Below are 26684 nucleotides of genomic sequence, written 5' to 3'. Positions count from 1 at the left end.
AGAACTGAGGGCAGTATATGCAATCAGCTATTAGCCTGCATAGGGAAGGCGAGCACCTGCGCCTGTAACGGTGTTTCAAGTGGCATAATAACGTCGTCGGTGGTCTGACCCACAGCGGCGTTCAGAGTCTGGCGCATTGTGTAGAGTGAGTCGTGCATCATTTTGGAGATTTTGACGCAGGCACTCATTGGGTTGCTGGCTCGGCGGCGCTCCATGTCAATCTGGAATTGCAGGCCACGTAAGCGGCGGTGACAATTTGCTGGTGCTTCGGCGATGGTTTCTTCAATCAGTTTCAGGCGGATACGTTCCAGTGTTTCAGGATCGTTCTTCGCTAAGCGAACCATTTCGTCAAAAGATGGCATGTCCACGGCTCAATACCTCGTATCTGTTTCTAGATTCTGCAAGTCGCGCATTTGCATATTTCGGAAACTAGTCTACCCCAAGGTGAAAGCGTCAAACATACATCACTGTCATTGTTTAACCTGTCTAACTATCTGATTATCTTGAAAAAAATCTTTACTGTAACTTTGTGTTACTTGGAAAATTGTTATAAATCAGTGGGTTAACCGCTTGTTCAGCGAAAGTGGATTGCGGTTTTTCTAGTAGGTTAGGTTATTTAATTTATTGCTCTGATTATAAAATGATCTATAAATCGGTCAAAATACGACAATTAATGCAGTTTGGTGTTTTTAGTATTCAGTGACTGCGATTTTTTTGACAGGGCGCACGGATAGCCACGGATTACCTCTGAGCTTACAATGGCCATATGACGAATATGCCCCTACATGATCTGTTGTCGATGAAGCATCAACAGTTGACCCCCAGACAGATTCCTCAGCCTGACCTTGCTGAGGCCGGTGTCTTGCTTGCTCTTACCGATGAGCCTTCTCCAAATGTTCTTCTCACTCGCCGGGCCGCACATCTGTCTTCTCACAAGGGGGAAGTGGCCTTTCCTGGAGGTAAACGAGACCCGGAGGACGACAGCATTGTAGCCACGGCACTTCGCGAGGCGCATGAGGAGGTGGCCCTGCACCCCGCGGATGTTACCGTCATCGGGGAGCTTGATCAGGTGGTCAGTCGTTTTGGGTATCTGGTGACTCCGGTTCTGGCGATTATTCCGCCTGGGCTTCAGCATGTGGCCAGCCCTGACGAGTTGGATGCAGTATTTGAGGTGCCGCTGTCGTTGTTCACTCAGCCGCCCAGTCGCTATTTCGAACGCGGGGCTATTCGCTTACCGAGCTACGATTTCGAGGACTTTCATATATGGGGGTTAACCGCCATGATGATTGCCGAATTTATGAATAACTTCTGGGATGCTGATATCAGTCTCAAGTACTGATCCTGTGGCCCCGGAAATCTGAATTACCTGTCGAGGCTCATCACTCGTCAGAGCAAGAGGTACGTTATGTTTTACCGAATCGATGACCGAACTCCAGAAAAGAAAGAAGGCGTATTTGTCGCCGGGAATGCAACGGTAATCGGCAGCTGTGTTCTGTGTGAAGAATCGAGCATCTGGTTCAACGCTGTGCTGCGCGGTGACAACGACGTTATTACAGTGGGGCCACAGTCAAATGTTCAGGATGGTGCAGTTCTGCATACAGACTCAGGCATTCCTCTGACCTTAGGGAAGGGGGTGACTGTTGGTCATAATGCCATGCTGCACGGGTGTGATATTGGTGATTATTCGCTGATTGGAATTGGTGCAGTGATTCTGAACAAAGCACGTATCGGTAAGCACTGCATTATCGGTGCGAATGCTCTGGTTCCTGAGGGTATGGATATTCCTGATGGTTCTCTCGTGGTGGGGTCTCCAGCGGTCATTAAGCGAGAGTTAAATGATATGCAGAAGAAATTATTAGAAGCCAGCGCCGCGCACTACGTGCAGAACGCTGAGCGTTATACGAATACTCTGGAAGAAGTTGATTTATGACGGACACAAACGAAGCGCCGCTCAGATCACCTTGTGTCAGTATCTGTGCTCTCGATGAAAATAATGTCTGTCTGGGCTGCTACCGCACCGGTCAGGAAATCACAGACTGGGGCAGCATGACGAACGACCAGCGTCGCGAGGTGATGCAGTTGGTCGGCGAGCGGGAACGCGCCGCAATGAATTTTTTTAGTGTGGACGCCTCTGCCGAATAAGCAGTACGTACCATGCACGTTTAACAGATTTGGATTGATATTATGACCACAATTGGTACTCCGTTCTCACCTATGGCAACCCGTGTTCTTCTCTGTGGCTCGGGAGAGCTGGGAAAAGAAGTTGCAATTGAACTGCAGCGTCTCGGCTGTGAGGTCATTGCCGTCGACCGCTACGCCAATGCGCCTGCTATGCAGGTGGCTGATCGCAGCCATGTTATTTCAATGCTCGACGGTAAGGCTCTTCGTGAGGTGATTGAGAGTGAAAAGCCTGCTCTGATTGTTCCTGAAATTGAAGCCATTGCGACAGAAACTCTGGCTGAACTGGAGTCAGAAGGATTTAACGTGGCTCCAACTGCGCGTGCGACTCAGCTGACCATGAACCGTGAAGGTATTCGCCGGCTCGCGGCCGAAACCTTAGAAGTACCAACATCTTCGTATCAGTTCGCCGCTTCCGAAGAAGAGTACGAGGCTGCGGTAAAGTCCATCGGACTGCCATGTCTGGTGAAGCCGATCATGAGCTCCTCAGGCAAAGGCCAGAGTTTTGTTAAATCAGAAGATCAGATTAAAGCCGCCTGGGATTACGCTCAGGAAGGTGGACGTGCTGGTAAAGGTAAAGTCATCGTTGAGGGTTTTGTCGACTTCGATTTTGAAATCACTCTGTTGACGATCCGACATGATGATGGCGCTGGCAATACCGTTACGAGCTTCTGTGACCCTATCGGGCATCGCCAGGAAGATGGCGATTATCAGGAGTCCTGGCAGCCGCAGGCAATGACGGATGCCGCTTTAGCCAAAGCAAAGCAGATTGCAGAAAAGGTCACGTCAGAACTCGGTGGTCGGGGTCTGTTTGGTGTCGAACTGTTTGTGAAAGGTGACGACGTTATCTTCAGTGAAGTGTCTCCTCGTCCGCACGATACTGGGCTGGTGACTCTGATCTCTCAGGATCTCTCTGAGTTCGCTCTGCATGCGAGAGCGATTCTTGGTTTGCCGATTCCGAATATCGTGCAGACTGGGCCTTCAGCGTCTTCAGTTTTGCTGGTGGCCGGTGAATCGACCAATATGCAGTTTGGTAACCTGACTGCGGCATTGAGCCGACCAGATACTCAGGTACGTTTATTTGGTAAGCCTGAGGTTGCTGGTAAACGCCGATTAGGTGTTGCTCTGGCACGTAGCCAATCTATCGAGGAAGCACGCGATACAGCGAATGCTGTGATTGCCGATATTTCTGTCACTTTATAATGACGAAACCATGAAAACAGCACTCATTACCGGAGGCAGCGCTGGCCTTGGCAAGATCACTTCTGAGACTTTGGCAGGTCTTGGCTACCGGGTAGTGATTGCTGCGCGAGATGAAGTAAAAGGCCAGAGAGTGGTGCGGGAAATATTGGAAAAACATCCCTCCGCAGACGTCGAATTCGCCCAGGTTGACATGGCTGACTATGCGAGTGTGGCTGAGTTTGCAGAAACGATTGCCTCCCGCTTTGATCAGGTTGATCGTTTGATACTCAACGCTGGCTTATTTACCTCGTCGATTCGTAAGAATGACGCGGGCCATGAATATATGTTTGCGGCCACGCACATGGGGCATTTCCTGCTGACTCACAAGTTAATGCCTCTGCTTAAGCGTTCTGATGATCCCCGCTTGATAGTAACCAGTTCTGTCGCTCATTGGGTTGGTAATATTCTCGATTTTAACGCGACCATCACGAGTCCACCGCGAGGCGACCGCTTCCTGTTTAAGCAATTCCTGCTGTATGGACGCTCTAAACTAGCCAATATCCTGTTCGTTAACGGTCTTGAAAAGCACTTGAAGGACAGTAATGTAAAAGTATTTTCTTTTCATCCAGGTGGGGTGAAAACCGAGTTTTACAGGCAGTTTCCTGATTTGTTTGTGAAGCTGTTTTTCCCATTTCTTATTTCTGAACGAAAGGGTGCTGACACGCAGATATTTCTGGCGACGGATGATTCAAAGAGCCGGAACGGTGGATATTGGTGTCGCAGAAAACCAGGTATCAGAAGCCGGTCATCGCGTAGTGAAAAGCTTACGGATGACCTCTGGGACTTCAGTAAAGAGGTTTTTGGTATTTCTACTTTCGGTGAGTCATAACAGGACGTTGGTCGATTCAGGGCTGCAGATCTGATCTCTTCCTTGTGATTTGGCCTGATACAGAAGTTCATCGGCTGCCTTAAGCAGAGTATCTGTTTCGTCCGAGCTGCCTGGTTGGCGTGCAATTACTCCAATGCTCGCGGTCACTCTGATGCTGTGACCAGAGACGGAGACAGGTACTTCTCTTATCAGGGACAGAAGAGTCTGCGCTGCTGCGCTAGCGGTGGAGAGATCTTCATCGGCCATCAGAATAATAAATTCTTCACCGCCATATCGGGCACAGACTGCATCAAAATTTTTAGCAACTGACTGAATACGGTTAGCGATATCGATCAGGCAGGCGTCACCTGCGGGATGGCCGTAGTGATCGTTAATGGCTTTGAAGTGGTCTATATCTAACAATATCAGGCTTAACGAAGATCCGTCATAGGTAGCGTTCTGATGAAGTCGCTGAAATTCCTGGTCGAAGTGGCGCCGGTTAAACAGGCCCGTCAGCGGATCGGTGATACTCGCCTGATGCAGTTGTTCGTTGGTTTTCTCCAGCTCAACTGTTCTTTCGCGCACTAACACATCCAGTTTTTTATTCAGCTTTTGCTGTGTTTGCAGCAACTCCGCATTGCTCAGGCGCACGGCCAGCTCGGCCTTGTGCCTCTTGTACTGTTCCCAGCGCATACGTTGAGAAAGTAATAGTGCGTAGAAAATGGCCATGATGGTAAAGCCTACTTCGCCTGCGGAGCGGGTGACGGGTGTCGACACAATCAGACCTGTTTTTTCTAATATTGTGATGCCCATTCCTATTAACAGAAATGTACTGGCGCTGAAGCCGTAATAAGCGGGCTCGTACTGATCAAGGACCCTTATAGCCTGTGAACTGATGACGACCAGGGTAGCAAAAATGGCGTAGCCGGTAAGAAGCTTGATGGACAAGGAGTAGGGAATGTACATGGCGGCTATGGCCAGTATGACCCCGGAAGCAACAACCGCATTGAGGGCTTTAGAATACCCTGGACGGCTACGAGGCAAGTCGAGTGTCCTTTGTATGTAAAATATGCAGGACAGCGCAACGAGTGCATACGACCACGACAGAAAGTGGTTACTGTGTCGCCGGAGGCTTTCGAATGCGTATGCGTTTATGTAGCCCTGAAAGTAAGCGAAGATGCTGACCAAAGTAATAAGGAAGGCCGAATACCAGAAATATGAGGGTTCTCTGAGCTGGGCAAACAGAAGCAGGTGGTAGAGGGCAATCCCCACTAATATGCCGTACATCATCATGTCGAATACGGTTGTCCGGACCGAAGATGATACGAACGCACTTTGCGCCCAAAGTGTCAGCGGTACATTGAGAGTCGCCTCGGTTTTCACACGGACAATTATCTGGTGCTCACTCATCGCAGGGAGTCGGAAATCGGCAAGCAGATGTGGATGCTGTATCTTCTGAGCACATGCAGGGCGTGTGTCACCCAACTGATGAAGGGTCTCATTGCCTGATTCATCTTTAATATACACATCCACTTCATCGAGCAGAGGGTAGGGGAAATCGAGAATCAGGTTTTGTGTCTCGGATGAGGTATTGCGCACGGCAAAGCGGATCCAGAGGTTATCTGGGTTGAATCCGAAAGTAAGTGTATCGCGGGCGACTTCCCAGTCGGTATTCATTTGCGGACGATCTGGAGATGCCTGCAACCTGTATTCCAGCCCTCCTTCGAGGTTGTAGTGTTCGAACGAGTTTCCCGTAATGACTGTGAGTGCCTGCGTTGGCATGCAGAACAGTAATACGAGAAACAGTGTTAGTCGCATATCGGGATAGTCCAGTGACGGAAGATTGAGGTAGTCAGTCATGTGTGTCAGCGAGTATGTCGTTTCCAAGCCGTTCTACTCATAAAAAACCCGCTGTAACAAAGGTAGTTCAGAAATGTAGAATGCGCAGCATAGGCTGGATAGTTAAGAGATATTTTGAGTGCTTGACCTGAGAGTTACTCAAAGGTTTATCGTACACTCAGTTCGAAGCAATGCAGGTTAATCATTGTATGAAAGCGAGTGAGCTGGCGAAGAAATTTGCCATTAATGTAAATACCGTTCGTCATTATGTTCGCGCAGGGCTGCTGACCCCAGAGAAAGATGTCTCCGGGTATCATAGTTTCGGTAGTGAAGAGGTAAGGCGACTGTCGTTCATTCTGAGAGCGCGGGAGCTTGGTTTTACGCTGGATGATATTCAGCAACTGCTTTCGGATGCTACCCAGGGGCAGTCTCTTTGCCCTCATGCCCGTGAATTGATTGAGCTCAGGTTGAGAGAGGCTCAGGAAAAACTGATTAATATGCAGGCTTTGGTAAAGCGCATGGAGTCTGCGGTGGAAGAGTGGAAGAAATTACCGGACTGTTCCCCTTGTGGCGACCATATTTGCCATCTGATTGAAGGAGGTCACTATGAGTGACGATAAGAAAAGCTGCTGCGGTGGGTCATCTCCGGCAGACACGTGCTCAGATACTTCCAGTAAGCCTGCGGCAGAAAGTACTGGTTGTTGCGCTGGTAAGCCAAAAGAGCCTGTCAGTAGCTGTTGTGGCCCCGAGGCTACTGCTAGCAGTGGTGATGCTTCCTGTTGTGCTCCCACCGACAAACAACGCCGTGACTGGATTATGTGGACCTGCTTACCGGCGGTGGTGGTGGGCTATCTGGGCTTTCTGGTCGTCGGTCATACCGAGCAGCTTCCTGATTGGCTGGGCACTATGTTCCATACCAGCTATGAAATGGTGAATGCCATGTGGTGGGGAATACTGTCAGCGGCGTTCTTCGTTGGCATTCTCGGGCGGATTCCGCGTGAAGCGATCATGTCGGTACTCGGCAGGGGAGGCAGTAAGCGCGGTATATTCCGGGCGACGCTCGCCGGGCTGCTGCTTGACTTGTGCAACCATGGCATCCTGATGGTCGCGATGAAACTGTATGAGCGTGGAGCGAGTATCGGACAGGTGATGGCGTTCCTTATCGCCAGTCCATGGAATTCCCTGACACTGACACTTATTCTCGTCGGTTTGATCGGCCTGCAATGGACGTTACTGTTTATCCTTGCATCATTGGTGATCGCCTGGATCAGCGGTTGGATTTTTGATCGCTTGTGTGACCGGGGTGTCCTGCCCGGAAACCCTAACACTGTGGAGTTTGACGACATTGCGTTCTGGCCGTCTGTGAAAGCATCCTGGAAGGAACACGACTGGCGTCCTAAGGCCTTGCTCCAGATGTTCTGGGGCGGATTGAAGGAATCCAGAATGGTGCTGAGATGGGTGGTTTTTGGCGTTGTACTGGTCGCCTTGATCCGAGCTTTTGTACCGCCCGAGAGTTTTGGTGTGTGGTTTGGGGCAAGTATGTCTGGGCTGCTATTGACCCTGCTGGCCACAACGCTCATTGAGGTCTGCTCTGAGGGATCGAGCCCCATCGCTGCCGACCTGTTCAATCGAGCCGGGGCTCCTGGGAACGCGTTCACCTTTCTGATGGCTGGTGCAGCGACAGACTATACAGAGATTATGGCGTTGAAAGATACGACACGTAGCTGGAAGATTGCACTGTTTTTGCCTCTGGTTACGGTGCCGCAGGTTTTGGCTATCGGTTGGATTATGAACGTGGCAGGTACGTGACACTTGCAGGAACTCCTTGGTCAAAGGATACTCTGTATAAGTATTGAATAACTTTGGGGTTCCATATGCGTATGTCTCGTCAGCTGGCTCGTTCAGGAGTGCTATCCGGGGTACTGGGGATTGCGGCAGTAGTGACTGTTGCAGGGTGCTCGAGTACTCAGGTGGATCATGCGGCCGGGCGCTCACCAAAACTAATCCCTCAGACCTTTTTTGAAGGGAAAATCTGTGCCGATGGCGTGGTTCGTGATCGCAGTGGTGCAGAAATACGTTCGTTTAACGCACGTATCGATGCCAGCTGGGATGAGAATGGTGTCGGTACATTGGATGAGGTATTTTACTTCTATGATGAACCGGGTGCAGAAGCCAAGCGTGAAACGCGGATCTGGACCCTTACGCCGGCGCGGGAAGGTGGGCGAGAGGTACTCAGTGCCAAAGCCTCGGATGTTCCTGAGGCAACCACCATGGAGTGGGCGGGTAACGCGATTCACATGGCATACACTCTACGTTATGGTGAGCCAGGTGATACGATTGATCTGAATATGGACGACTGGATGTTTCATGTCGCTGATGGTGTGGTCGTTAATGAAACGCGCATGACCAAATTCGGCATCCATGTCGGTCAGATACTGCTGGTGATGCGTAAGGTCGATCCCGAGACGCAGTGTCTGTGATTATCCGAAAAACAGACTATTAGCTGGTATTTCGATAGCTACCTGATCCATTCAATACAGAGGACGTAAGTGTGATTGATCACCTGAGTACATATGCACGTGACTTTCTCAAAACCAGAGATTTTTATGCGGCTGCCTTCGAGCCTTTAGGGTACTCACTGCAGATGGAGTTCACTGCTACCTGGAACAAGTATTTTCCGACTCAGAGAATGTGTGCCTTCGGCCCTGAGGGAAAGCCGGTGTTCTGGGTTATTGAAGTGAAAGAGACATTTACACCACGACACGTTGCTTTCTCTGCCAAAGACCGTTCTGGGGTCGATGACTTCTATTCTGCTGCGATGAATCAGGGAGCTGAATGCAACGGAGAGCCGGGATTACGCCCACAATACCATGAGCATTATTACGGCGCCTTTGTGATCGACCCGGATGGCAATAACATCGAGGCAGTCTGTCACACACCGGAGTGACTGGTAATTCTCAGGATCAGCGAGCTTGCAACATTATTCAGCCGGGTGATTTCTGTCACCCTGTCGCTTGTTTTTTCCGTCATGAAGGTTTGCAATATCAGCTCGTTAATCCCTGCAACCAGCGCCAGAGCTTCCTGTCTCGATAAAGCGTGATTCAGCTCCGCTGACGAGCGCCTCAACTTTGTCTGACTGCTGAGAAACTCCGCAAAGGTCTGACTGATCTCTCGTCGTACTTCCAGGCCACTCTGGCCGAGAGCCGCCACCTCCACATATAAGGCGTACATAAGAGTGGGGTGTTCGGCGATGAACTGCAAATACCCGGATGTCACTTTTGTCACAGTTTGTGGCCAGTCATCAGCCGCGTCGTATGAGCTGATGATACTGTTCATAATGCGCTTGCTTGTCGTTCGAGCCAGCGCCAACAGACATTCGTCTTTGTTCGTAAAGTGCTCGTAGAAGGTGCGTCGCGATACTTTGGCACTGCTGGTGATATCAGCCAGGGTGACGTCGCGATAGCGCTTCGTCGCCATTGCATTTTCCAGTGCGGAGAGGAGCCTGTCTTTATGGTCGCTGGCAGGTGCAGTCATTCGCTTTTTTCATACCGCTTATCGTAATTTCACTCAAGTATAGCGGCTGGTACTTGACAGTACCAGTGCTGATGGATAGGTTGGTACGCAATAGTACCAGTTGGAAATTCCAGATCTGGTGAAACTTCAGGGAAACTGTCTATGAATACTCCAGAGCGCCACGGTATCCATATCCATACAGCCAGAAAAATAGCATCTCCTATTTTGTTGACGATAAAAGATCAAGCAGCTGCCGAGCCGAACTCCGTCGAGTGGCAGGAATTGGGGCAGCAGCTTTTGTGCGGCGATCCATTAGCTGACGATGTGGCGGCCTGGTTGGCAACCAGTGAAGGGCAGTGGTCAGTGATAGAAAGAGCGCTGAATATGGATGGTGAAGATACCTCTTTGCTACCTGCTCCGTTAGAAGCATTTATGCGGCACACTCTTAAAAGGCCCGAATGGCTCGATGAAGCCTCGTTGAACAGGGGCTGCGATGTCGTCGCCAGGTCAGGTAAGACGGGGATGCGTATTCTCAGGGATTTCGGCCTGATGGCTGGCTATCAGGCCAGCGCGATTAACCAGACTCTGTTGAAAACCGGCGCACTTGAAAAGGGAGCACAGCGCAGAGTGGCTGAAACAACGAAATGGTGGATGGATTGTACTGAGCCGGGCTCTGTCCTACCCGGTGGTCAGGGCTTCGTTACGACTCTGCGTGTCAGACTGATACATGCCATGGTTCGGCGCCAACTCTCGGTACGCAAGGACTGGGATCATGATTATCTGGGGCTGCCAGTAAACCAACTTGATATGCAGGTCACTTACCTCGCGTTCTCAGTTATGTTTCTTCTTGGTCAGCGTGTGCTCGGTGTACCTGTTTCGAAGGAGGAGGGTGCGGACGTTATGCACCTTTGGCGCTACATAGGTTGGCTGATGGGTCTGGACGAATCTCTGCTGGTCGACAATGAGCAAGAGGGGCGCATTGCTTTATATCGTAACCTGCTGAGTCAGGCTCAGGCAGATGAGGGCTCCAAGCAGCTCGCACAGGCGCTGATGGATGAACCTCTGGAGCGTTACTATCCAAACGCGCAATGGCTACGAAGTCACTGGGATAAAGAGGTCCATCTCAGTATCCTAAGGCTGTTTGTTGGATCTCAAGGCATGCGCACATTGGGTTTACCTCCGTGTCGCTGGCCCTGGTATCCGTTTCTTTTTGCGCCGCTAAACGCACTCGCGCATACGTTTTTTCGACTTCTGCCCGGTGGGCGTGCATGGCTGACCCGCCGCGGTCGGCGGGCACAGAAACGCATGCTTAAGATACTGTTTGGTGCCTACAAACCTCAGATCAGGCAGGTTAGCTGAACATGTATTTTTATCTGGTGTGTTGAAATTATCGATGAACTCAGAGAATCTGAGCCTTCATTCTACAATAGAGTAATTACGTTGAAGTCAGCCCTGTTACTGGTAGGCAGCCTCGCAGTGGCCGTTGGTTGTGCTGCGATTATGCATAACGGACCGGCCGATGTTGCAGAGAACCGCCCGGCGCATCATATGCCTGATGGCACCTTTGTGAATACTGATGGCAAGGCAATCAGTAAATCCTTCAAAGATCTTTTGCGTTGGCGTTGGAGCAGGAAGGAGCCGGCCCCTCAACACTTCGATGTTATTCAGCCAGACCCTGATGTCATCGCGAAGCCAGCCATAACTCAGATCACCTGGTTGGGGCACAGTGCTTTTCTGTTGCAGGTAAAAGGTATAAATATTCTTACTGATCCACATTTCTCGAAGCGCGCATCACCTCTTAGTTTTTTAGGCCCTGAACGTATCGTTGAGCCTCCGATGACGATCAAAGAGCTCCCTTACATTGATGCCGTGGTTATTTCTCATAACCATTACGATCACCTGGATGAAGCGTCTCTCACTGAACTCTACTCGCGTCAGGAAGATAACCCGCCCTTATTTCTTGTGCCCCTCGGATTGAAAGAGGAATTATCCGGTTACGGTATTGAGCAGGTGGTAGAGCTTGATTGGTGGGAGTCCTATGAATATGACGGCATGGTACTCACAGCTCTTCCTGTAAAACATTGGTCTCAACGAACCTTCTTTGACAGAAATAAATCGCTCTGGGCTGGGTGGCTGGTCGATGTGGAAGATTTTCGCTTTTTTCACACAGGAGACAGTGGGTATTCCGATGACTTCAGAAAAATCGGCGAAGATTACCCGGGCATTGATCTGGCTACGATTCCTATTGGAGCCTATGACCCGCGCTGGTTTATGAAAGACGCGCACATGAGTCCGGAAGAGGCGGTGCAGACATTTATTGACCTGAAGGCTGAAAAAGCCATAGGAATGCACTGGGGGACTTTTATTCTAACGGACGAAGAGATGGATGAGCCGCCAATAAGATTAGTTGATGCGTTGCAGGAAATGGGGATTGAGGCGAGTAACTTCCCGGTCATGGGACATGGCGAGATTTATCAAGTTACTCATCTGGACTAACAAGTAAAAACTCTGTGAGGAATAGGGCTACCAAATAATGCAACGGTAGCCCAGCCCGTTTTATCGAGGAATTTCGAGAATTACTGCGACAAATAAGCGCGAAGTCAGTCTTTGCCTGAACGCTTACGCTGGGCTTCTTTGTAAGCCAGTTTTTCTTTTCGGCGCTGGTCGCGGATGTCGTTCAGATCGGCGCCCAGGTGATCAAGACCTCGCTCGCGAGCAAGCTGCATCTGCTGTTCACGCTGGCGGAAGCGTTCCTGTTGTTCCGCTGTGTATTCGTTAATGCAGTGATGGCAACTGACACCGGCTTCATAGTCGGCGTGTTCTTTGTCTTCATCGGTGATAGGGCGTCGGCACGCATGGCACAGATCGTAATGACCTTTGTTAAGCTGGTGATCGACACTGACACGATTGTCAAAGACATAGCACTCACCTTCCCACATGCTGTCTTCAGCGGGTACTTCTTCGAGGTATTTCAGAATGCCTCCTTCGAGGTGATAGACCTCTTCAAAACCCTGCTCCTTGAGGTACGCGGTGGATTTTTCACAGCGGATACCACCGGTACAGAACATCGCCACTTTTTTGTGCTGCTCAGGGTTAAGTTTCTCCTTCACATATTGTGGGAACTCACGGAAGGTCTCTGTCTCTGGATTGACGGCCCCTTTGAAGGTACCAATACCTATTTCGTAGTCATTTCGCGTGTCGATCAGGGTAACGGCGGGATCTGAGATTAAATCGTTCCAGTCCGCAGGCTTTACGTAGGTGCCGACAGTATGGCGAGGGTCGATGCCCTCTACACCCATGGTCACGATTTCTTTCTTAAGTTTGACTTTAGTCCTATAGAAGGGCATTTCGTTTTCATAGGACTCTTTGTAACTGATGTCTGCGAGGCGATCGTCCTGAGCTAACCATTGGAGCAATTGGTCGATACCTTCACGTGAACCGGCAACCGTACCGTTAATGCCCTCTTTAGCGAGGAGTAGGGTTCCTTTGATGCCGAAAGCGACCATAGCGTCGTGAAGTGGCTCACGTTTTGCTTCGTAATCATCAAGTGTCACGAACTTGTACATCGCACAGATGACGAAAGTATTGGGCTGACTCATAAAGAAACCTACTGGGTCTGAGGGATCGGCGGAACCGGTTTAGTGGTCGCCTGATACTGGTAAACACGGGCCTGAGAGGCTAAACGCGGCGGAGTATACCTGAAAGTAGTTTTTGCGGCATGCCCTGTAGCTTTTCAGGCCGGGTCTGTGTGAATTAACCCACAGTCCATTGCGATGGACTAGAGTTAAATGTGAGCAGTTCACAAAAACTGAGCGGAAGGGTTCTGATTATGTGGCTAACCATAGGCTTTGCTTGCCTTGTACTTTATGCAGTAGCGATGTTAATGCACCGTTTTACGGCAGAATGGAAGGGCGTGCCGGGTGAGTATGCAGGAATCAAGTACGAGTACCGGACCCACGAGGGAAAGACAGGGCGTCAGATTAAAGTCGGTATGGAGGTCTCCCTACGCTATGACTTTGTAATGCGCCGCCATGGTGCGCTTGATCGGCTCCTCGCCCGCATCGGCGTCGACAGTGATAAACGAATCTGTAACCCCGCCTTTGACGCCTCTCTTCTTATTTTGTCTGACGACTTCACTGCTTCACAGGCTCTTGCCGCTGCGCCAGGCCTGAGCGATAAACTCCTGAGAATGTTTAACCTTGGATCGCCGGAGACAGTGCAGGTCAACAAGCTGGTTTGTCGCCGCGGGCGGCTCTGGGCGCTGGTCGATGATAATTCGCAGGACAGAGCGGAGATGAATGCCTTTGCGGATGTGGCTCTGCCAGCCATGGCTGAGTTTGCTGAAATACTCCAGCGACTCGAAGGTCCTGAGCGTCAACAGCGCCCGGATCGCTATGCCGTACCCGCAGTGGCTTTTTTACTGTTGGCGACCGGTTTTCTGACTAAAGGAACACTGGCATGGGTTGAAACCGGAGCGCAATTGCCCGATACCAATCTGATGCTGCAGTCGCTTATGTTCGGGGGGCTTGTTGCCCTGGCGCTGGGTGTGATCACGATTCGTCTGATGCATTACAATTTCGGCAATCACAAGGTGTTTGCGGAGTTGTTTTTCGTTGGCATGTTGGGAGCATCCGCCACCCTATACGCGGACAAAGCAATAGAGAACCGAGCTAATGCAGGCTTTGCGCAGGTGAATTCAGCGCAAATGGCAGAGTTACAACACGCGAAAGGACGCAGCTGAGCAGTGCGCTCAGCTGATTTTCCCGGTAACACGGACACGCTTTGAGCCCGCTTCGACTGGCGCTGCTTTAGCGGCAGCCGCCTTATCAATGCGATCGTCAATCAGGTTCTTGAGGGCGATCAGCAGACCCATGCCGACAAATGCGCCCGGCGGCAGAATAGCAAAGAGAAAGTCCGGATAACTCTCAACCAGAACAATCTTCCAGTCAGCGGCTGACGGGCCGAATAAGAGTTCCATATTGCCGAAAATCTGACCCTGGCCCAGGACTTCACGCAGCGCGCCGAGCAGTACAAGAACAACCGTAAAACCAATAGCCATCATCACACCATCAACCACCGATGGCAGTATCGGATTCTTAGAGGCAAAAGCGTCAGCCCGCCCGAGGATCGCGCAGTTAGTCACGATCAATGGAATAAAAATGCCCAGTACCTCATAGAGCTCGTAGGTGAACGCCTGCATGGTCAATTCAGCGACGGTGACGAATGAGGCGATAATCATGACGAACGCAGGGAGTCGAACCGCGTCAGACACGTGGTTTCGGATAAGAGAAACGGACAGGTTAGAACCGACTAATACCATCATGGTTGCCAGCCCCAGCCCTAAAGCATTAACAACAGAGCCTGTTACGGCAAGAAGAGGGCATAAACCTAGCAGCTGAACCAGTGCCGGATTATTCTTCCACAGGCCGTCGAGGGATATATCTTTGAGTGACTTAGTTGCCATCGCTGTTTTCTCCCGAAAGTGCGTTACCGTAGAGCAGCTCGTCACGGTGCATCTCAAAAAATTTCAGTGCGCGTTTAACAGCGCGAACAACCGCTCGCGGTGTGATGGTTGCGCCAGTGAACTGATCAAAGTCGCCTCCATCTTTCTTTACTGCCCACTGTTCAGGCACAGGCTGAGCGAGTGACTTACCCTCGAAGTTGGTAATCCAGTCAGACTTCCGGATCTCAACTTTATCACCCAGCCCCGGAGTTTCGCGGTGTGCGACGACACGAACTCCAGCAAGCGTTCCGTCGGACTTAACACCGACAATCAGATCTATTTCGGCCGTGTATCCGTCTGGGGCAACTGCAGGCAGAATCACCGCGCTGACTTCACCGTTATTGAGGGCGCGATAAATAACGGCACTGTCTGGCAGAGGGCCCAACAGCTGTTGGTTAAAGCGCTTATCCACATTCATTGTGTCATTCAGCAGGTCGTTGTCGTAACTGCTTGCCGGAAGTATCTCATTCAGCGCGCGGGCTTCGGCCGCTTTGATATTGTATGCGATACGGTCCGCTGTCAGTGTCTGGGCGAGGGCGATCGCACCGGCCGTCACAACCGCGAAAATTGCGAGACCAACAGCGTTTTTGCGTATAGCTGAGAGCAACTCAATCATGATTTCTCCCCCGGCTTGAGGCCACGCTTAGGCTTGCTATGGCCATAACTGCGTGGCTGGGTGTAGGCATCAATGAAGGGAGCCGCGAAGTTCATCAGCAGTACGGCAAAGGCTACGGCATCCGGGTATGCGCCCCAGGTACGGATGACATAAAGTAGAATACCTATGCCGGCACCGTAGATAAGCTTACCTGTCGGTGTGGTCGACGCTGAAACGGGGTCCGTGGCAATAAAGAATGCACCCAGCATGGTCGCACCACTGAGCAGATGCAGTGACAACGGCGTATACAGATCTTCATCCCAGCCCAGAATCAGTGAACAGATGCCTAGTGCGGCGAGCATGGACACCGGAATGTGCCAGGTAATGATGCGTCGGGCCATAAGAAACAGGCCGCCAGCGAGGAAGGCCAGATTAACCCATTCCCAGCCACCGTTGAGCCAGCCATTAAAAGTGTTTCTCTGGAGCAGCTCGTCAGAAGTCTCTTTGCTGATCAGGTGCTTGTATTGATCAAGCGGCGTAGCCCCTGTGAATGCGTCAGCAGTTGAAGATGCGCCCGCAAAGATAATGCTCAAGGCGTCAGTGAACCCGGCAACATCTGACCCGCTGACCTGAAAAGAGGTCACCCAGTTCGTGGTCATCTGTACCGGAAAAGAGATCAATACGAGAGCGTAACCGACCATCGCAGGGTTAAATGGGTTATTACCCATACCACCGTAAATCTGCTTAGCAAAAATGATGGCGAACGAGGTGGCTAAAACAGTGATCCACCAGGGGGCGAGGGGAGGTAACGCCAGGCCCAGTAACAGACCCGTGACCAATGCGGTGTTATCTTTGAGGAAAAAGCTCACCGGATATTTGCGTAGCTTGAGTACAAGCGCTTCAGAAGCCAACGCCGTGATGATCGCGAGTACTGTGTTGATCAGAGTGCCAAAGCCGAAAAACCAGGTCATCACCGCGAGGCCTGGCAGAGTCGCCAGCGCCACGGTGAGCATGATTCGGCTGGTGCGGTTCGGCCCGTGAGTATGGGGTGAGGACAGCGTCAGCAGTGCCATGGTTATACTTCTCCTGTGGTACTGGCCTGAGCTTCAAAGGCTGCCAGTTTATCCAGCTGTTTGTTCAGCGCCTTCTCAAGAGCCTCAACAGAATCCAGGCCCTCGGCACGTGCCATCTCGAGACGCTCTTTCGCTTTCTCCACACGATCTTTCTGAGCGAGTAGCTTCTTCTGGAGTTGTTCCGGGTTCGGCTTTGCCGCGACCATTTCAGCTGATGTGTTGTCTGTGCCAGCGTTATTTGACACTGCAGTTTCGAGTGAAGCGCCCGTGCTGGCTGAAGCATCACTGTTGAGAGAAGCCTCATAGGCCGCCTTTGCTTCTGCGACGCGAGCCTCTTGTTTTTCAACGCCCGCACGCAATGCGTCTACCGTGTCAGCGCCGTCCGCTTCAGCATCTGCTAAGCGTTTTCTCGCGGTTTCCAGTCGGGCTGCAGCGGTTTCCCACTTTTTCTGCAGGCGCTCGGGGCTATTCGGGTCGCCCTTGTCTGGCCCCGGAGCTGCTGGCGCTGACTTAGCGGCTTTCTTCGCAGCTGCAATATCTTTTGCCAGTGTTTTGATCTTGTCCTGGGTCTTAGCAAGCGCAGACTCAAAGGCCGGTATCTTATCGGCTTTCTCCGGGTCTTCCCGTGCAGCTTCCAGCTTTTCTTTGGTTTTCGCGACGGCGGCCTGAGCGGCTGCTAACTGCTTCTGGAGCTTCTCGAGGTCCGCATTCGCTGCCGGTTCCGCTACAGGAGAAGCTTTAGCGGCAGGCGCTTCTTTCTTAACCGACTGTGCTTTAGCAGCTGCTTCGGCGCGGGCCTTACGCTTAGCTTCTTTTTCGGCTTTCTCCCGCTCCTGGCGTTCAATCCGGGCTTCGTAACGGATGCGAGCCTGCTCGGCTTTTTCGGCAGCCGCACGCTCTTCCCGGATAGCGCCTTTTGAGAACCGGTAGTACTGAACCAACGGGATTTCACTCGGGCAGACGTAGGAGCATGCACCACATTCAATGCAGTCAAACAGGTTGTGCTGCTCTGCTTTATCAAACTCCTGGGCTTTACTGAACCAGTAAAGCTGCTGCGGCAGAAGGTCTGCCGGGCAGGCATCGGCACACAAACCGCAACGGATACAAGCCATCGCTGGGTTGTTAGTCGGTAACTCTTTTTCTGTTGGGGCAAGCAGGCAGTTGGTTGTTTTCACAACTGGCAACTCAGTGGTCGGGAGGGCAAAGCCCATCATCGGGCCGCCCATGACAACACGTTCACGCTTTGCCGGACGATAGCCGCTGAGTGATAACAGGTGACTGACGGGCGTACCCAGAAGAACTTCCCAGTTGCCCTTATCCCGAACCGCATCTCCGGTGACTGTGGTAATCCGGCTGATCAGTGGCCGACCGAAATCTACGGCATCGGCAATGGCGGCCGCAGTGCCAACGTTCTGGCAGACGATACCAAGGCTCGCAGGAATACCACCGGAAGGAACCTCTTTGCCCGTCAGAATCTGAATAAGCTGCTTTTCACCACCCGATGGATATTTCGTCGGAATGGTGACAACGTCAATGTGGTGTTCTTCATTGTGCTGAACGAGCGCATCGTCAAGCGCTGCAATGGCTTCGGGCTTATTGTCTTCAACGCCAATAAGGCAGCGCTCTGCGCCGAGTATCTGTAGCAGTATCTGGGCGCCGCGAATGACTTCGCTGGCGTGTTCGCGCATCAGCATGTCGTCGGCGGTGATATAGGGTTCGCACTCAGCACCATTGAGAATCAGAGTGTCGATCTTGTGCTTACCAGTATGCAGTTTAACGGCGGTCGGGAAGCCCGCACCGCCCATGCCCGCAATGCCGCAGTCACGAATGCGTTCCAGTAACTTGTCGACCGGGATGTCGTCGCAGTGATCAAGTCCCAGAGTGTCACATAACCCCTGATGCTCGACCCAGGTGTCTTCTCCGTCGGGCTCAATCACGATGCATGTCTCGCTGAGACCCGAAGCGTGAGGTACCTGACGTGCTTCAATGGCGCTTATTTTTCCTGACGTTGGTGCATGCAGAGGAGCCGAGACAAAGCCCTCTGGTTCGGCGATAACCTGACCTTTTAAAACGGTATCACCCACAGCAACGACCGGGTTTGCAGGTGCACCTATGTGTTGATGCAGTGGCAGAACCAGCTCTGACGGCAAACTCGCTTTGCGGATTGGTCGGCTATTCGACTGCCGCTTGTTTTCTGGGGGATGAATGCCGCCATCAAATTCATGGAGTTGAATCAGGTGGGTCATGCGTGTGCCTCCGTCTTCAGCGAACGACGATCCGTCGCTATCAACTCAACTCCAGTCGTAGGTGCTTGCCAGTACCAGCTGCTGGTATCGGTAGACTGAGGCACCATATCAATACAATCCACCGGGCAAGGCTCCACGCAAAGGTCGCAACCTGTGCATTCATCGACGATAACTGTGTGCATTTGCTTCGCCGCCCCCAGAATGGCATCGACAGGACATGCTTGAATGCACTTAGTACAACCAATACATTCGTCTTCGCGGATGTAGGCGACCATGGGAACGTCTTTTTCAGCGCCGTGCTCGGCATCCAGTGGTTCAGGCTCTACGCCCAGTAAGTCAGCCAGTGCCTGAATCGTGCTTTCACCACCAGGCGGGCATTTGTTGATCTTTTCCCCATCTGCAATTGCCTCGGCGTAGGGTTTACAGCCGGGGAAACCACATTGCCCGCACTGAGTCTGCGGTAGCAGGTCGTTCACCTGATCGACGACAGGGTTTCCCTCAACCCGGAAACGGACTGAAGCAAAGCCGAGCAGGGCGCCGAAGAGTGCTGCGAGGCTGGCCAGAACGACAATAGCGATAATGATAGTACTCATGCCAATACCTCAGATGCTGACCAGGCCGGTGAAGCCCAGAAACGCCAGAGACATAAGACCCGCAGTAATCATAGCGATGGCTGAGCCCTGAAAGGCGACAGGCACATCAGCAACAGCAATGCGTTCACGCATGGCAGCGAACAGAACCATGACCAGTGAAAACCCAACGGCGGCACCGAAGCCATACAGGATGGATTCTACGAAGGTGTTGTCTCGCTTGATGTTGAGCAGGGCAACACCCAGGACCGCGCAGTTGGTCGTAATGAGCGGAAGAAAAATACCCAGAACACGATAGAGCAGCGGGCTGGTTTTGCGGATGGCGAGTTCTGTAAAGCCAACCACCACGGCGATAACCATAATAAAGCTGATGGTCTTCAGGTATGTCAGGTCGAGCGGTACCAGAAGGTAGTTGTACACCAGATAGCTACAGACGGAGGCGAGTGTCAGTACGAAGGTGGTGGCCGCGCCCATGCCAATGGCGGTTTCCAGTTTGTTGGAAACCCCCATAAAAGGGCACAGTCCCAGAAACTGAACAAGCACGAAGTTGTTCACCAGGATAGTACTGACCAGTATCAGGAGGTACTCTGTCATCTTTCCTCTGCTATCGTTAAAACCCTATAGAAAGTGTGTGTTTCCGCGGGGTCTGGAGAATTCGGGCGCGCATTATCCCAAAATAGCGTTATGTCGTACAAGAACATAAGTCACTAGTAGTAATAGCTATTTGGAATAAGATGCGTTCCTGTTACCACTCTTAGCTGTAACGCCGGGAAGCCCGTGAACAACCAGGAAGCAACAGGAAAGCAACCAGAGAGTCGTTACAGGAGTTTGCCTGATCGCTAAAAGCTGGCAGACTCGATGGAATTACGATAAAAATCATTGAACCGGTTAAGCTCAGTTTGCAGTCTGGTCTGCATCCGACCAGTACGGGAGATAAATGAATACACAGGGATCGCTCGTCGTCGCTGCATTGGCAGTGGCGTTTACGTTTCTCATCAGCGGTTGCAGTGAGGGCGCGTGGAACAACCCACACCCGGAGGATGAAGCAGGAAAAAACATCCTGTACTCGAATTTCTCCGGGCCACCCAAGCATCTGGATCCTGTGATCTCCTACAGTTCTGATGAAGGTCGGTTTATTGATCAGATTTATGATCCACCACTTCAGTATCACTATCTGAAACGACCTTTTGAGCTGGAGCCCAATACGCTGTTGAGTATGCCAGAGATCGTTTATCTCGACGCTGAAGGTAATGAAGTGGCTTCAGACTCACCGGATCTTGCCTACAGTGATTATCTCTTCGAGTTAACGCCGGGCATCTATTATCAACCACACCCAGCGCTTGCCCTGGATACCTCAGGGGCACCTGTCTATGCGTTTGAGTCGTTGGATGATGCGGAGCCCTACAGCTCCTTGAATGATTTCAGCGAAACCGGTACCCGTGAGCTTGTGGCTGAAGATTACGCTTACCAATTGAAACGACTGGCTGATCCGACCTTGCTGTCACCGATTCGGGGCTTGATGTCAGAGTACATACTGGGCATGAACGAATTTGCTGAAGTTGCTAAGGCAGAACGTGAGGCGCAGCAGGAAGGTGAGTGGCTTGATCTCCGTACGCTCGACTTCAGCGGGGTTGAGGTCATCGACCGCTATCGCTTCCGGATACGACTCAAAGGTAAGTACCCACAATTCAGCTATTGGCTGGCGTTCCACTTCTTTGCACCGATACCGTTCGAAGCAGACCGCTTCTACAGCATGCCGGGAATGGCCGATAAAAATATAACGCTTGATTGGTATCCGATCGGTACGGGCCCGTACATGATGACTCAGAATGATCCGAATGAGGCCATCATTCTGGAAAAGAATCCGAATTATCGTGATGATTTTTACCCAGCAGAGGGTGAGATTTCAGATCGTACCGCAGGGTTACTTGATGATGCAGGGCAGAAAATCCCATTCATCGACAAAGTGGTGTATCGCCTTGAAAAAGAGTCGATCCCGCTATGGAGTAAGTTTCTGCAGGGCTATTACGATCGCTCGGGTATCGCCAGCGACAGCTTTGATCAGGCGATCAGCGTCGGCTCAGAGGGGATAGGTCTGTCGGATGAAATGCGCGAGCGCGGAATTAGCCTTGATGTGGCGGTCACTCCGGGAACCTATTATTTCGGTTTTAACATGCTCGACGATGTGATCGGTGATACAGGAACGGCGGAAGAGCGTGAGAAGAAGCGTCTTTTGCGACAGGCCATCGCGATTATTTACGATCAGGAAGAGTACATATCCATTTTCTATAATGGACGCGGAGAAACGGCGATGAGTCCGATTCCTCCCGGTATTTTTGGATATCAGGAAGGACAGGAGGGCATGAACGAGTCTGTATTTGACTGGATTGATGGCGCAGCCGTCAGAAAAAATACAGATGTCGCCCGTGAACTGATGGCGAAAGCAGGGTACCCGGATGGTCGCAATGCCGAAACGGGGGAGCCTCTGGTACTGAATCTCGACACCGTTGGCTCAGGCGGGAGCGCGGCTCAAAGCTGGTTGATTAAGCAGTTCAGGAAAATCGGAATTCAGCTCAATATCCGCGGTACTGACTACAACCGCTTTAAGGACAAAATGAAAGCGGGTAATGCTCAGATGTTCCAGTGGGGCTGGCTAGCGGACTACCCTGATGCTGAGAATTTCCTCTTTCTCTTATACGGCCCGAACGGGCAGGTCGTTACTCAAGGTGCTGGTGTTAACTCGAGCAACTTCGATAACGCCCGATACAATGCGCTGTTTGAAGAAATGAAACTGATGGAAAACAGCCCCGAGCGTATGGAAATTATCCGCGAGATGATCGATATTCTGCACCATGAAATGCCCTGGGCCTCGTCGTTTCATCCACACAGCTACGTACTCAATAATGCCTGGGTGTATAACAGCAAACCCCATGGCATCAGTAAGTCTGTCCTCAAGTATCTGCGTATTGATCCGGAACAGCGTGCCCGCATGCAGGCAGAGTGGAACAGCCCGGTTTTATGGCCATTATTCATGGTCGTGATAATTATTCTAGTCACTGCACTGCCAGGTTATCTGGCCTATCGACGCAGGCTGAATCATCGTATTCGTCCAGCAGGGGGAGATAAGTAATGCTGGCCTACATTATCCGTCGACTGATTTATGCCATTCCTATTCTTATCGGTGTAAATCTTCTTACTTTTGCTCTGTTTTTTGTTGTGAATACACCGGAGCAGATGGCGCGCGTACAGCTGGGTGATAAGCATGTCACCGAAGAAGCTGTGCAGGAGTGGAAAGCGCAGCGCGGCTATGACAAACCTCTGCTGATTAACGGCGACGCAGAAGGAGCAGGGGCATTCACTGAAACCATCTTCTTCGAAAAGTCCCTCAGTCTCTTTGCTCTGGATTTCGGTAAATCGGATGCCGGACGAAATATCGCAGCGGATATTGAGCAACGAATGTGGCCAAGCCTCGCCGTTGCTCTGCCAACATTTATCATCGGTATTTCCGTCAACATTGCATTTGCGTTGTTTGTTGTGATGTTCCGGGCCAGCATCTTCGACACGTCAGCCATGATCCTCTGCGTTGGGCTGATGTCTGTCTCCGGTGTGTTCTATGTGATTGCGGGTCAGTTTTTCTTCGCTAAAGAGTGGAGTCTGGTGCCTATTTCCGGTTATCTCGGCGGTGCAGATGCCTGGCGCTTTCTGTTATTACCCGTGATTATCGGTGTGATTTCGGGTATTGGCGGTGGCACGCGGCTGTATCGTACTTTGTTTCTGGAAGAGGCGAATAAAGATTATGTGCGTACTGCGCGCGCTAAGGGTGTGGCCGAGTTGACTGTGCTTTTCCGGCATATTCTGCCAAACGGTATGATCCCGATTCTGACCAGTGTGGTCGTGGTCATTCCTTCACTTTTCATGGGTAGCTTGCTGGTGGAGTCTTTCTTCGGCATTCCGGGGCTGGGCAGTTACACCCTGGATGCGATCCAGGCTCAGGATTTTGCCATCGTGCGCAGCATGGTATTTCTTGGCTCTGTTCTTTACATCATCGGACTTCTGCTGACTGATATTTCGTACACACTGGTTGATCCACGGGTGAGGTTGTCCTGATGGAAGTATTTGACGTACGCCTCCACCTCCTCTGGAGTGATATTTTAATTTTCCTTTTAGTGGCTTCACTGTGCGCTTTTATCGTTACTGTGGTCCGCAACCCTCTGGCCTGTAAACGCTGGTCTCAGGTCTTTGAATCACGTATCGGTTCCGCGTCATTTCTGGTGATTCTGTTTTACGTCCTGATTGCATTAACGGACTCGGTTCATTTTCAGAAGAAACTGGATCAGGCCGGAGATTCTGGCGAGGTCCACTATGCACCTGAAGTCACGAGTTTGCTGGACCTTGCGCTGGCACCTATGTTGGGGCGAGACGAAAAAACATATTCCGCCCCATTTGCGATTCACTCTTTCGCTAAAGAAAGCATGGAATTACCGGAAGGCGGTGTTACTCGTGACTACCCACGCCTTGAGCATGGAGGAAGTCACCTGGGCGATGATGCCCAGCATGGGGCTGACATCGTCGTAAAAAGTATGACGGTGATTGGCTGGACACTGGTCCCAGTGTTGATCCTTATATTTCTGCACCATTCCCTCATGAAAAAGCGTGGTTCGCGACTTCCGTGGCCGGTGATTTATTTTACTTTCTCTGCCATTGTTGTGGTATCGAGCTGGGCTCTGTATATGAGTCAGTTTTACCACGTCCTCGGTACCGATAAGGTAGGTCAGGACGTTCTCTATGGTGCGGTGAAAGCTGTCAGAACTGGCGTCCTGATTGGCACGCTGGCAACCCTGGTTACTTTGCCGCTGGCAGTATTGTTGGGGATTTCAGCAGGGTATTTCCGGGGCTGGGTCGATGACGTTGTTCAGTATATCTACACGACGCTCAACTCAATTCCGGGCATTCTTCTGATTGCTGCTTCTGTGCTTCTGATCGACGTCTATATAGAAACACACCCTGAGCAATTCAAACTTTTGAGCGACCGTGCCGATTTTAAATTTGTCGCTTTGTGTTTCATTCTCGGTATGACCAGTTGGACTGGTTTGTGTCGGCTGCTGCGCGCAGAGACACTTAAACTTAGCCAGCTGGAATATGTACAGGCCGCGCACGCCTTTGGCGTCAGTCGCTGGCGCGTAATTATGCGTCATATCCTACCCAACACGACGCACCTGATTCTGATTGCACTGGTACTGGATTTCAGCGGTTTCGTGCTTGCTGAAGCGGTTCTGAGTTATATCGGCGTGGGTGTTGATCCTTCGATGAAGAGCTGGGGCAATATGATCAATGAAGCCAGGGCTGAGCTGGCTCGGGAGCCGGTTGTCTGGTGGTCTGTTATAGCCGCCTTTATCCTGATGTTTGTACTGGTGCTGGCAGCAAACCTGTTCTCCGATCGTGTTCGCGATGCCTTTGACCCCCGCATGTCCGGTAGTGGAGATAACAAATGAAGCCATTACTACAGGTAAATAATCTGGTGATTGGTGCGGGCGGCAGTTGTCTCGTCGATGACGTCAGTTTTGAAATCAATGCCGGTGAAGTTTTCGCTCTTGTTGGTGAAAGTGGTTCAGGAAAGTCGCTCACCAGCCTGGCTATCATGCGTCTGCTCGGTGAAGGTTTGAGCATCAGGGGAGGTGATGTTCAGCTTGGTACTGATTCATTGTTTGCTTTGAGCGAAACTCAGATGAACGCGGTGCGTGGACGCAGGGTTGCGATGGTGTTCCAGGAGCCACAGAGCTCGCTCAACCCAGTACAGACCATAGGTAAACAGATCGGTGAGGTACTGATTCTACACCGGGGCAATGCTCCGGATACTGCCATTATCGAATTACTGAACGAAGTCGGGATTCCGAACCCCGAAGAGCGCCTTAACTGGTATCCGCATCAGCTTTCAGGTGGGCAGAAACAACGCGTGATGATTGCAATGGCATTAGCGTGTGAACCGGAACTCTTGATCGCGGATGAACCAACGACAGCACTGGATGTGACGATTCAGAAGCAGATTCTTGAACTTCTCAACGAACTCCGCCGTAGCCGCGAACTCGCTGTTCTGCTGATTACTCACGATATGGGCGTCGTTGCAGAAATGGCGGACAGAATAGCGGTAATGCGTCACGGTAAAATTCTGGAACAAGCTGAGCGCTCACAGTTTTTCGTGAACCCCAGCCATGAATACAGCCGTCAGTTAATTCATGCCTTACCGCAACCTGACGACTATCTCGAATATGAAACTCACTCGCCATTGCTGGATGTCCAGGACGTTAAAGTCTGGTTTCCTGAGCGTCGCGGCGTGCTTCAGCGTGTTGTTGGATATACGAAAGCCGTCAACGGTGTCAGCTTTACTATCGGACGGGGTGAAACACTGGCTCTGGTCGGGGAGTCTGGCTCTGGTAAAAGCACGGTCGGGCGGGCAATCCTACGTCTCGAAGATACGGCTGGAGGCACCATACGCTTCGACGGTGACGAGATCGGTCAATTGAATCAACGCAGGTTCGCTTCTTATCGAAAGCGGATTCAGGTGATTTTTCAGGATCCGTTCTCTTCAATGAATCCGCGTATGACGGTCAGAGAAATTATCGAAGAAGGAATGCTGAGCCTTGGTCTCGGTGGCACTGATGAATCCCGGGAGACCCGGATTCGAGAGCTTCTTGAGCGTGTTGGCCTTGAGGCCGGGCACCTTAACCGATATCCGCACGAGTTTTCTGGCGGGCAACGGCAGAGGATTGCAATCGCCCGGGCAATAGCAGTTGAGCCTGAATTAATTATCTGTGATGAACCGACCAGTGCGCTTGATGTGTCTATTCGTGGCCAGGTTTTGCAGTTGTTGCAGGAGCTGCAGGAAGAGATGGGGTTATCGTATCTCTTCATAACCCATGACCTGTCGATTATTCCACATCTGGCACACCGTGTTGCAGTCATGCGCAATGGGCAGCTGGTAGAACAGGGAGAGACCCGTCAGGTCATGACTGCACCGGTGCATGAGTACACTCAGCACCTTCTGCAGGCAGTACCTCGTATTCCAGAGCACGCCTGACTTATTGTTTTTAGCGGCGTAC

At 51.4% G+C, this 26684-nt stretch carries 26 protein-coding genes; 16 read left to right on the top strand and 10 right to left on the bottom strand.

Annotated elements, in window-relative coordinates; translation table 11 throughout:
• Positions 1-23 precede the first annotated feature (23 nt).
• Positions 24-362 (bottom strand): DUF3135 domain-containing protein, encoded by a 339-nt coding sequence (locus AC5E51_RS05325; RefSeq protein ID WP_297532952.1) that lies wholly within the window; start codon positions 360-362, stop codon positions 24-26.
• A gap of 413 nt (positions 363-775) precedes the next feature.
• On the opposite strand from AC5E51_RS05325, the gene AC5E51_RS05320 reads away from it, so the two are divergent.
• From AC5E51_RS05320 to AC5E51_RS05300, 5 genes are all read left to right on the top strand, one after another.
• A complete protein-coding gene (locus AC5E51_RS05320; protein ID WP_068439923.1) occupies positions 776-1339 on the top strand; it encodes a CoA pyrophosphatase in 564 nt (187 codons plus the stop codon).
• Positions 1340-1405: 66 nt separating this feature from the next.
• A complete protein-coding gene (locus AC5E51_RS05315; protein ID WP_068438745.1) occupies positions 1406-1930 on the top strand; it encodes a gamma carbonic anhydrase family protein in 525 nt (174 codons plus the stop codon).
• Positions 1927-2142, top strand: a complete 216-nt coding sequence (locus AC5E51_RS05310; protein ID WP_068438746.1) for a DUF1289 domain-containing protein — start codon at positions 1927-1929, stop codon at positions 2140-2142. The genes AC5E51_RS05315 and AC5E51_RS05310 overlap by 4 nt, the downstream gene beginning before the upstream one ends.
• A gap of 42 nt (positions 2143-2184) precedes the next feature.
• On the top strand, positions 2185-3381 hold the full coding sequence (purT, locus tag AC5E51_RS05305) for a formate-dependent phosphoribosylglycinamide formyltransferase (protein WP_491222148.1): 1197 nt from the start codon (positions 2185-2187) through the stop codon (positions 3379-3381).
• Positions 3382-3391: 10 nt separating this feature from the next.
• Positions 3392-4249, top strand: a complete 858-nt coding sequence (locus AC5E51_RS05300) for an SDR family NAD(P)-dependent oxidoreductase (RefSeq protein ID WP_068439876.1) — start codon at positions 3392-3394, stop codon at positions 4247-4249.
• Here AC5E51_RS05300 and AC5E51_RS05295 read toward each other — a convergent pair.
• Complete coding sequence (locus tag AC5E51_RS05295) at positions 4244-6088, bottom strand: sensor domain-containing diguanylate cyclase (protein WP_491778224.1); 1845 nt, start codon at positions 6086-6088, stop codon at positions 4244-4246. The two genes, AC5E51_RS05300 and AC5E51_RS05295, sit on opposite strands and share 6 nt — an antisense overlap.
• 188 nt (positions 6089-6276) lie before the next feature.
• Between AC5E51_RS05295 and AC5E51_RS05290 the strand changes: the two genes are divergently transcribed.
• The 4 genes from AC5E51_RS05290 (at position 6277) to AC5E51_RS05275 (ending at position 9014) form a co-directional block, all read left to right on the top strand.
• Entirely contained in the window at positions 6277-6681 is a 405-nt protein-coding gene (locus tag AC5E51_RS05290) for a MerR family transcriptional regulator (RefSeq protein WP_491778223.1), read from the top strand.
• On the top strand, positions 6674-7876 hold the full coding sequence (locus tag AC5E51_RS05285) for a permease (protein ID WP_491778222.1): 1203 nt from the start codon (positions 6674-6676) through the stop codon (positions 7874-7876). The genes AC5E51_RS05290 and AC5E51_RS05285 overlap by 8 nt, the downstream gene beginning before the upstream one ends.
• Before the next feature lie 65 nt (positions 7877-7941).
• Positions 7942-8547 carry a DUF3833 family protein gene (locus AC5E51_RS05280; protein WP_068437081.1) on the top strand — a complete coding sequence of 202 codons (606 nt, stop codon included), beginning with the start codon at positions 7942-7944 and terminating at the stop codon, positions 8545-8547.
• A 71-nt stretch (positions 8548-8618) separates the two neighbouring features.
• The gene (locus AC5E51_RS05275) at positions 8619-9014 is read left to right on the top strand and encodes a VOC family protein (RefSeq protein ID WP_297532961.1); all 396 of its coding nucleotides are present in this window, start codon (positions 8619-8621) and stop codon (positions 9012-9014) included.
• Here the strand turns inward: AC5E51_RS05275 and AC5E51_RS05270 are convergent.
• The gene (locus AC5E51_RS05270; protein WP_068439860.1) at positions 8999-9601 is read right to left on the bottom strand and encodes a TetR/AcrR family transcriptional regulator; all 603 of its coding nucleotides are present in this window, start codon (positions 9599-9601) and stop codon (positions 8999-9001) included. The genes AC5E51_RS05275 and AC5E51_RS05270 overlap by 16 nt on opposite strands.
• Before the next feature lie 141 nt (positions 9602-9742).
• Here AC5E51_RS05270 and AC5E51_RS05265 point away from each other — a divergent pair, with 141 nt between their 5' ends.
• Positions 9743-10939 (top strand): oxygenase MpaB family protein, encoded by a 1197-nt coding sequence (locus tag AC5E51_RS05265; protein ID WP_491778221.1) that lies wholly within the window; start codon positions 9743-9745, stop codon positions 10937-10939.
• Positions 10940-11020: 81 nt separating this feature from the next.
• Complete coding sequence (locus AC5E51_RS05260) at positions 11021-12076, top strand: MBL fold metallo-hydrolase (RefSeq protein WP_491778220.1); 1056 nt, start codon at positions 11021-11023, stop codon at positions 12074-12076.
• 104 nt (positions 12077-12180) lie between these two features.
• Here the strand turns inward: AC5E51_RS05260 and trhO are convergent, their stop codons facing one another.
• Positions 12181-13179: an oxygen-dependent tRNA uridine(34) hydroxylase TrhO gene (trhO, locus tag AC5E51_RS05255; RefSeq protein WP_068439854.1), complete on the bottom strand. Its 999-nt coding sequence runs from the start codon at positions 13177-13179 to the stop codon at positions 12181-12183.
• 284 nt (positions 13180-13463) lie between these two features.
• Between trhO and AC5E51_RS05250 the strand changes: the two genes are divergently transcribed.
• Positions 13464-14321 carry a hypothetical protein gene (locus tag AC5E51_RS05250; RefSeq protein WP_491778219.1) on the top strand — a complete coding sequence of 286 codons (858 nt, stop codon included), beginning with the start codon at positions 13464-13466 and terminating at the stop codon, positions 14319-14321.
• Between the two features lie 9 nt (positions 14322-14330).
• Here AC5E51_RS05250 and AC5E51_RS05245 read toward each other — a convergent pair whose 3' ends face one another.
• Genes AC5E51_RS05245 through rsxA form a run of 6 tightly spaced genes read right to left on the bottom strand, consistent with a single transcriptional unit; the run spans position 14331 to position 20181 of the window.
• Complete coding sequence (locus AC5E51_RS05245) at positions 14331-15044, bottom strand: electron transport complex subunit E (RefSeq protein WP_068439850.1); 714 nt, start codon at positions 15042-15044, stop codon at positions 14331-14333.
• Complete coding sequence (gene rsxG / locus AC5E51_RS05240; protein ID WP_491778218.1) at positions 15034-15699, bottom strand: electron transport complex subunit RsxG; 666 nt, start codon at positions 15697-15699, stop codon at positions 15034-15036. Before rsxG ends, AC5E51_RS05245 begins: the two co-directional genes overlap by 11 nt.
• Positions 15696-16751: an electron transport complex subunit RsxD gene (gene rsxD / locus AC5E51_RS05235; protein ID WP_068439846.1), complete on the bottom strand. Its 1056-nt coding sequence runs from the start codon at positions 16749-16751 to the stop codon at positions 15696-15698. Before rsxD ends, rsxG begins: the two co-directional genes overlap by 4 nt.
• A gap of 2 nt (positions 16752-16753) precedes the next feature.
• Positions 16754-18997 (bottom strand): electron transport complex subunit RsxC, encoded by a 2244-nt coding sequence (rsxC, locus tag AC5E51_RS05230; protein ID WP_068439844.1) that lies wholly within the window; start codon positions 18995-18997, stop codon positions 16754-16756.
• Positions 18994-19590, bottom strand: coding sequence for an electron transport complex subunit RsxB (gene rsxB / locus AC5E51_RS05225; RefSeq protein ID WP_068439842.1), 597 nt, complete (start codon positions 19588-19590; stop codon positions 18994-18996). Before rsxB ends, rsxC begins: the two co-directional genes overlap by 4 nt.
• Positions 19591-19599: 9 nt before the next feature.
• Positions 19600-20181, bottom strand: a complete 582-nt coding sequence (gene rsxA, locus AC5E51_RS05220) for an electron transport complex subunit RsxA (protein WP_068439840.1) — start codon at positions 20179-20181, stop codon at positions 19600-19602.
• Positions 20182-20524: 343 nt separating this feature from the next.
• Between rsxA and AC5E51_RS05215 the strand changes: the two genes are divergently transcribed.
• From AC5E51_RS05215 to AC5E51_RS05200, 4 genes are read left to right on the top strand one after another with little or no spacing between them, the layout of a single operon-like run.
• Positions 20525-22717: an ABC transporter substrate-binding protein gene (locus tag AC5E51_RS05215; RefSeq protein ID WP_301388945.1), complete on the top strand. Its 2193-nt coding sequence runs from the start codon at positions 20525-20527 to the stop codon at positions 22715-22717.
• Positions 22717-23694 carry an ABC transporter permease gene (locus AC5E51_RS05210; protein ID WP_076514650.1) on the top strand — a complete coding sequence of 326 codons (978 nt, stop codon included), beginning with the start codon at positions 22717-22719 and terminating at the stop codon, positions 23692-23694. Before AC5E51_RS05215 ends, AC5E51_RS05210 begins: the two co-directional genes overlap by 1 nt.
• Positions 23694-25079: an ABC transporter permease gene (locus AC5E51_RS05205; RefSeq protein WP_068439834.1), complete on the top strand. Its 1386-nt coding sequence runs from the start codon at positions 23694-23696 to the stop codon at positions 25077-25079. Before AC5E51_RS05210 ends, AC5E51_RS05205 begins: the two co-directional genes overlap by 1 nt.
• Positions 25076-26662, top strand: coding sequence for an ABC transporter ATP-binding protein (locus tag AC5E51_RS05200; RefSeq protein ID WP_491778217.1), 1587 nt, complete (start codon positions 25076-25078; stop codon positions 26660-26662). The genes AC5E51_RS05205 and AC5E51_RS05200 overlap by 4 nt, the downstream gene beginning before the upstream one ends.
• Positions 26663-26684: the final 22 nt, after the last annotated feature.

The organism is Thalassolituus sp. (assembly GCF_984348125.1).
Note: the sequence above shows the minus strand (reverse complement) of the source record. Positions and strands in the feature narration are given on the sequence as shown.

Excerpts from the sequence above, each read along its gene's own strand:
- AC5E51_RS05325 (WP_297532952.1), bottom strand. The coding sequence starts at position 362 with ATGCCATCTTTTGACGAAATGGTTCGCTTAGCGAAGAACGATCCTGAA.
- AC5E51_RS05320 (WP_068439923.1), top strand. The coding sequence starts at position 776 with ATGCCCCTACATGATCTGTTGTCGATGAAGCATCAACAGTTGACCCCC.
- AC5E51_RS05315 (WP_068438745.1), top strand. The coding sequence starts at position 1,406 with ATGTTTTACCGAATCGATGACCGAACTCCAGAAAAGAAAGAAGGCGTA.
- AC5E51_RS05310 (WP_068438746.1), top strand. The coding sequence starts at position 1,927 with ATGACGGACACAAACGAAGCGCCGCTCAGATCACCTTGTGTCAGTATC.
- purT (WP_491222148.1), top strand. The coding sequence starts at position 2,185 with ATGACCACAATTGGTACTCCGTTCTCACCTATGGCAACCCGTGTTCTT.
- AC5E51_RS05300 (WP_068439876.1), top strand. The coding sequence starts at position 3,392 with ATGAAAACAGCACTCATTACCGGAGGCAGCGCTGGCCTTGGCAAGATC.
- AC5E51_RS05295 (WP_491778224.1), bottom strand. The coding sequence starts at position 6,088 with ATGACTGACTACCTCAATCTTCCGTCACTGGACTATCCCGATATGCGA.
- AC5E51_RS05290 (WP_491778223.1), top strand. The coding sequence starts at position 6,277 with ATGAAAGCGAGTGAGCTGGCGAAGAAATTTGCCATTAATGTAAATACC.
- AC5E51_RS05285 (WP_491778222.1), top strand. The coding sequence starts at position 6,674 with ATGAGTGACGATAAGAAAAGCTGCTGCGGTGGGTCATCTCCGGCAGAC.
- AC5E51_RS05280 (WP_068437081.1), top strand. The coding sequence starts at position 7,942 with ATGCGTATGTCTCGTCAGCTGGCTCGTTCAGGAGTGCTATCCGGGGTA.
- AC5E51_RS05270 (WP_068439860.1), bottom strand. The coding sequence starts at position 9,601 with ATGACTGCACCTGCCAGCGACCATAAAGACAGGCTCCTCTCCGCACTG.
- AC5E51_RS05265 (WP_491778221.1), top strand. The coding sequence starts at position 9,743 with ATGAATACTCCAGAGCGCCACGGTATCCATATCCATACAGCCAGAAAA.
- trhO (WP_068439854.1), bottom strand. The coding sequence starts at position 13,179 with ATGAGTCAGCCCAATACTTTCGTCATCTGTGCGATGTACAAGTTCGTG.
- AC5E51_RS05250 (WP_491778219.1), top strand. The coding sequence starts at position 13,464 with ATGCACCGTTTTACGGCAGAATGGAAGGGCGTGCCGGGTGAGTATGCA.
- AC5E51_RS05245 (WP_068439850.1), bottom strand. The coding sequence starts at position 15,044 with ATGGCAACTAAGTCACTCAAAGATATATCCCTCGACGGCCTGTGGAAG.
- rsxG (WP_491778218.1), bottom strand. The coding sequence starts at position 15,699 with ATGATTGAGTTGCTCTCAGCTATACGCAAAAACGCTGTTGGTCTCGCA.
- rsxD (WP_068439846.1), bottom strand. The coding sequence starts at position 16,751 with ATGGCACTGCTGACGCTGTCCTCACCCCATACTCACGGGCCGAACCGC.
- rsxC (WP_068439844.1), bottom strand. The coding sequence starts at position 18,997 with ATGACCCACCTGATTCAACTCCATGAATTTGATGGCGGCATTCATCCC.
- rsxB (WP_068439842.1), bottom strand. The coding sequence starts at position 19,590 with ATGAGTACTATCATTATCGCTATTGTCGTTCTGGCCAGCCTCGCAGCA.
- rsxA (WP_068439840.1), bottom strand. The coding sequence starts at position 20,181 with ATGACAGAGTACCTCCTGATACTGGTCAGTACTATCCTGGTGAACAAC.
- AC5E51_RS05215 (WP_301388945.1), top strand. The coding sequence starts at position 20,525 with ATGAATACACAGGGATCGCTCGTCGTCGCTGCATTGGCAGTGGCGTTT.
- AC5E51_RS05210 (WP_076514650.1), top strand. The coding sequence starts at position 22,717 with ATGCTGGCCTACATTATCCGTCGACTGATTTATGCCATTCCTATTCTT.
- AC5E51_RS05205 (WP_068439834.1), top strand. The coding sequence starts at position 23,694 with ATGGAAGTATTTGACGTACGCCTCCACCTCCTCTGGAGTGATATTTTA.
- AC5E51_RS05200 (WP_491778217.1), top strand. The coding sequence starts at position 25,076 with ATGAAGCCATTACTACAGGTAAATAATCTGGTGATTGGTGCGGGCGGC.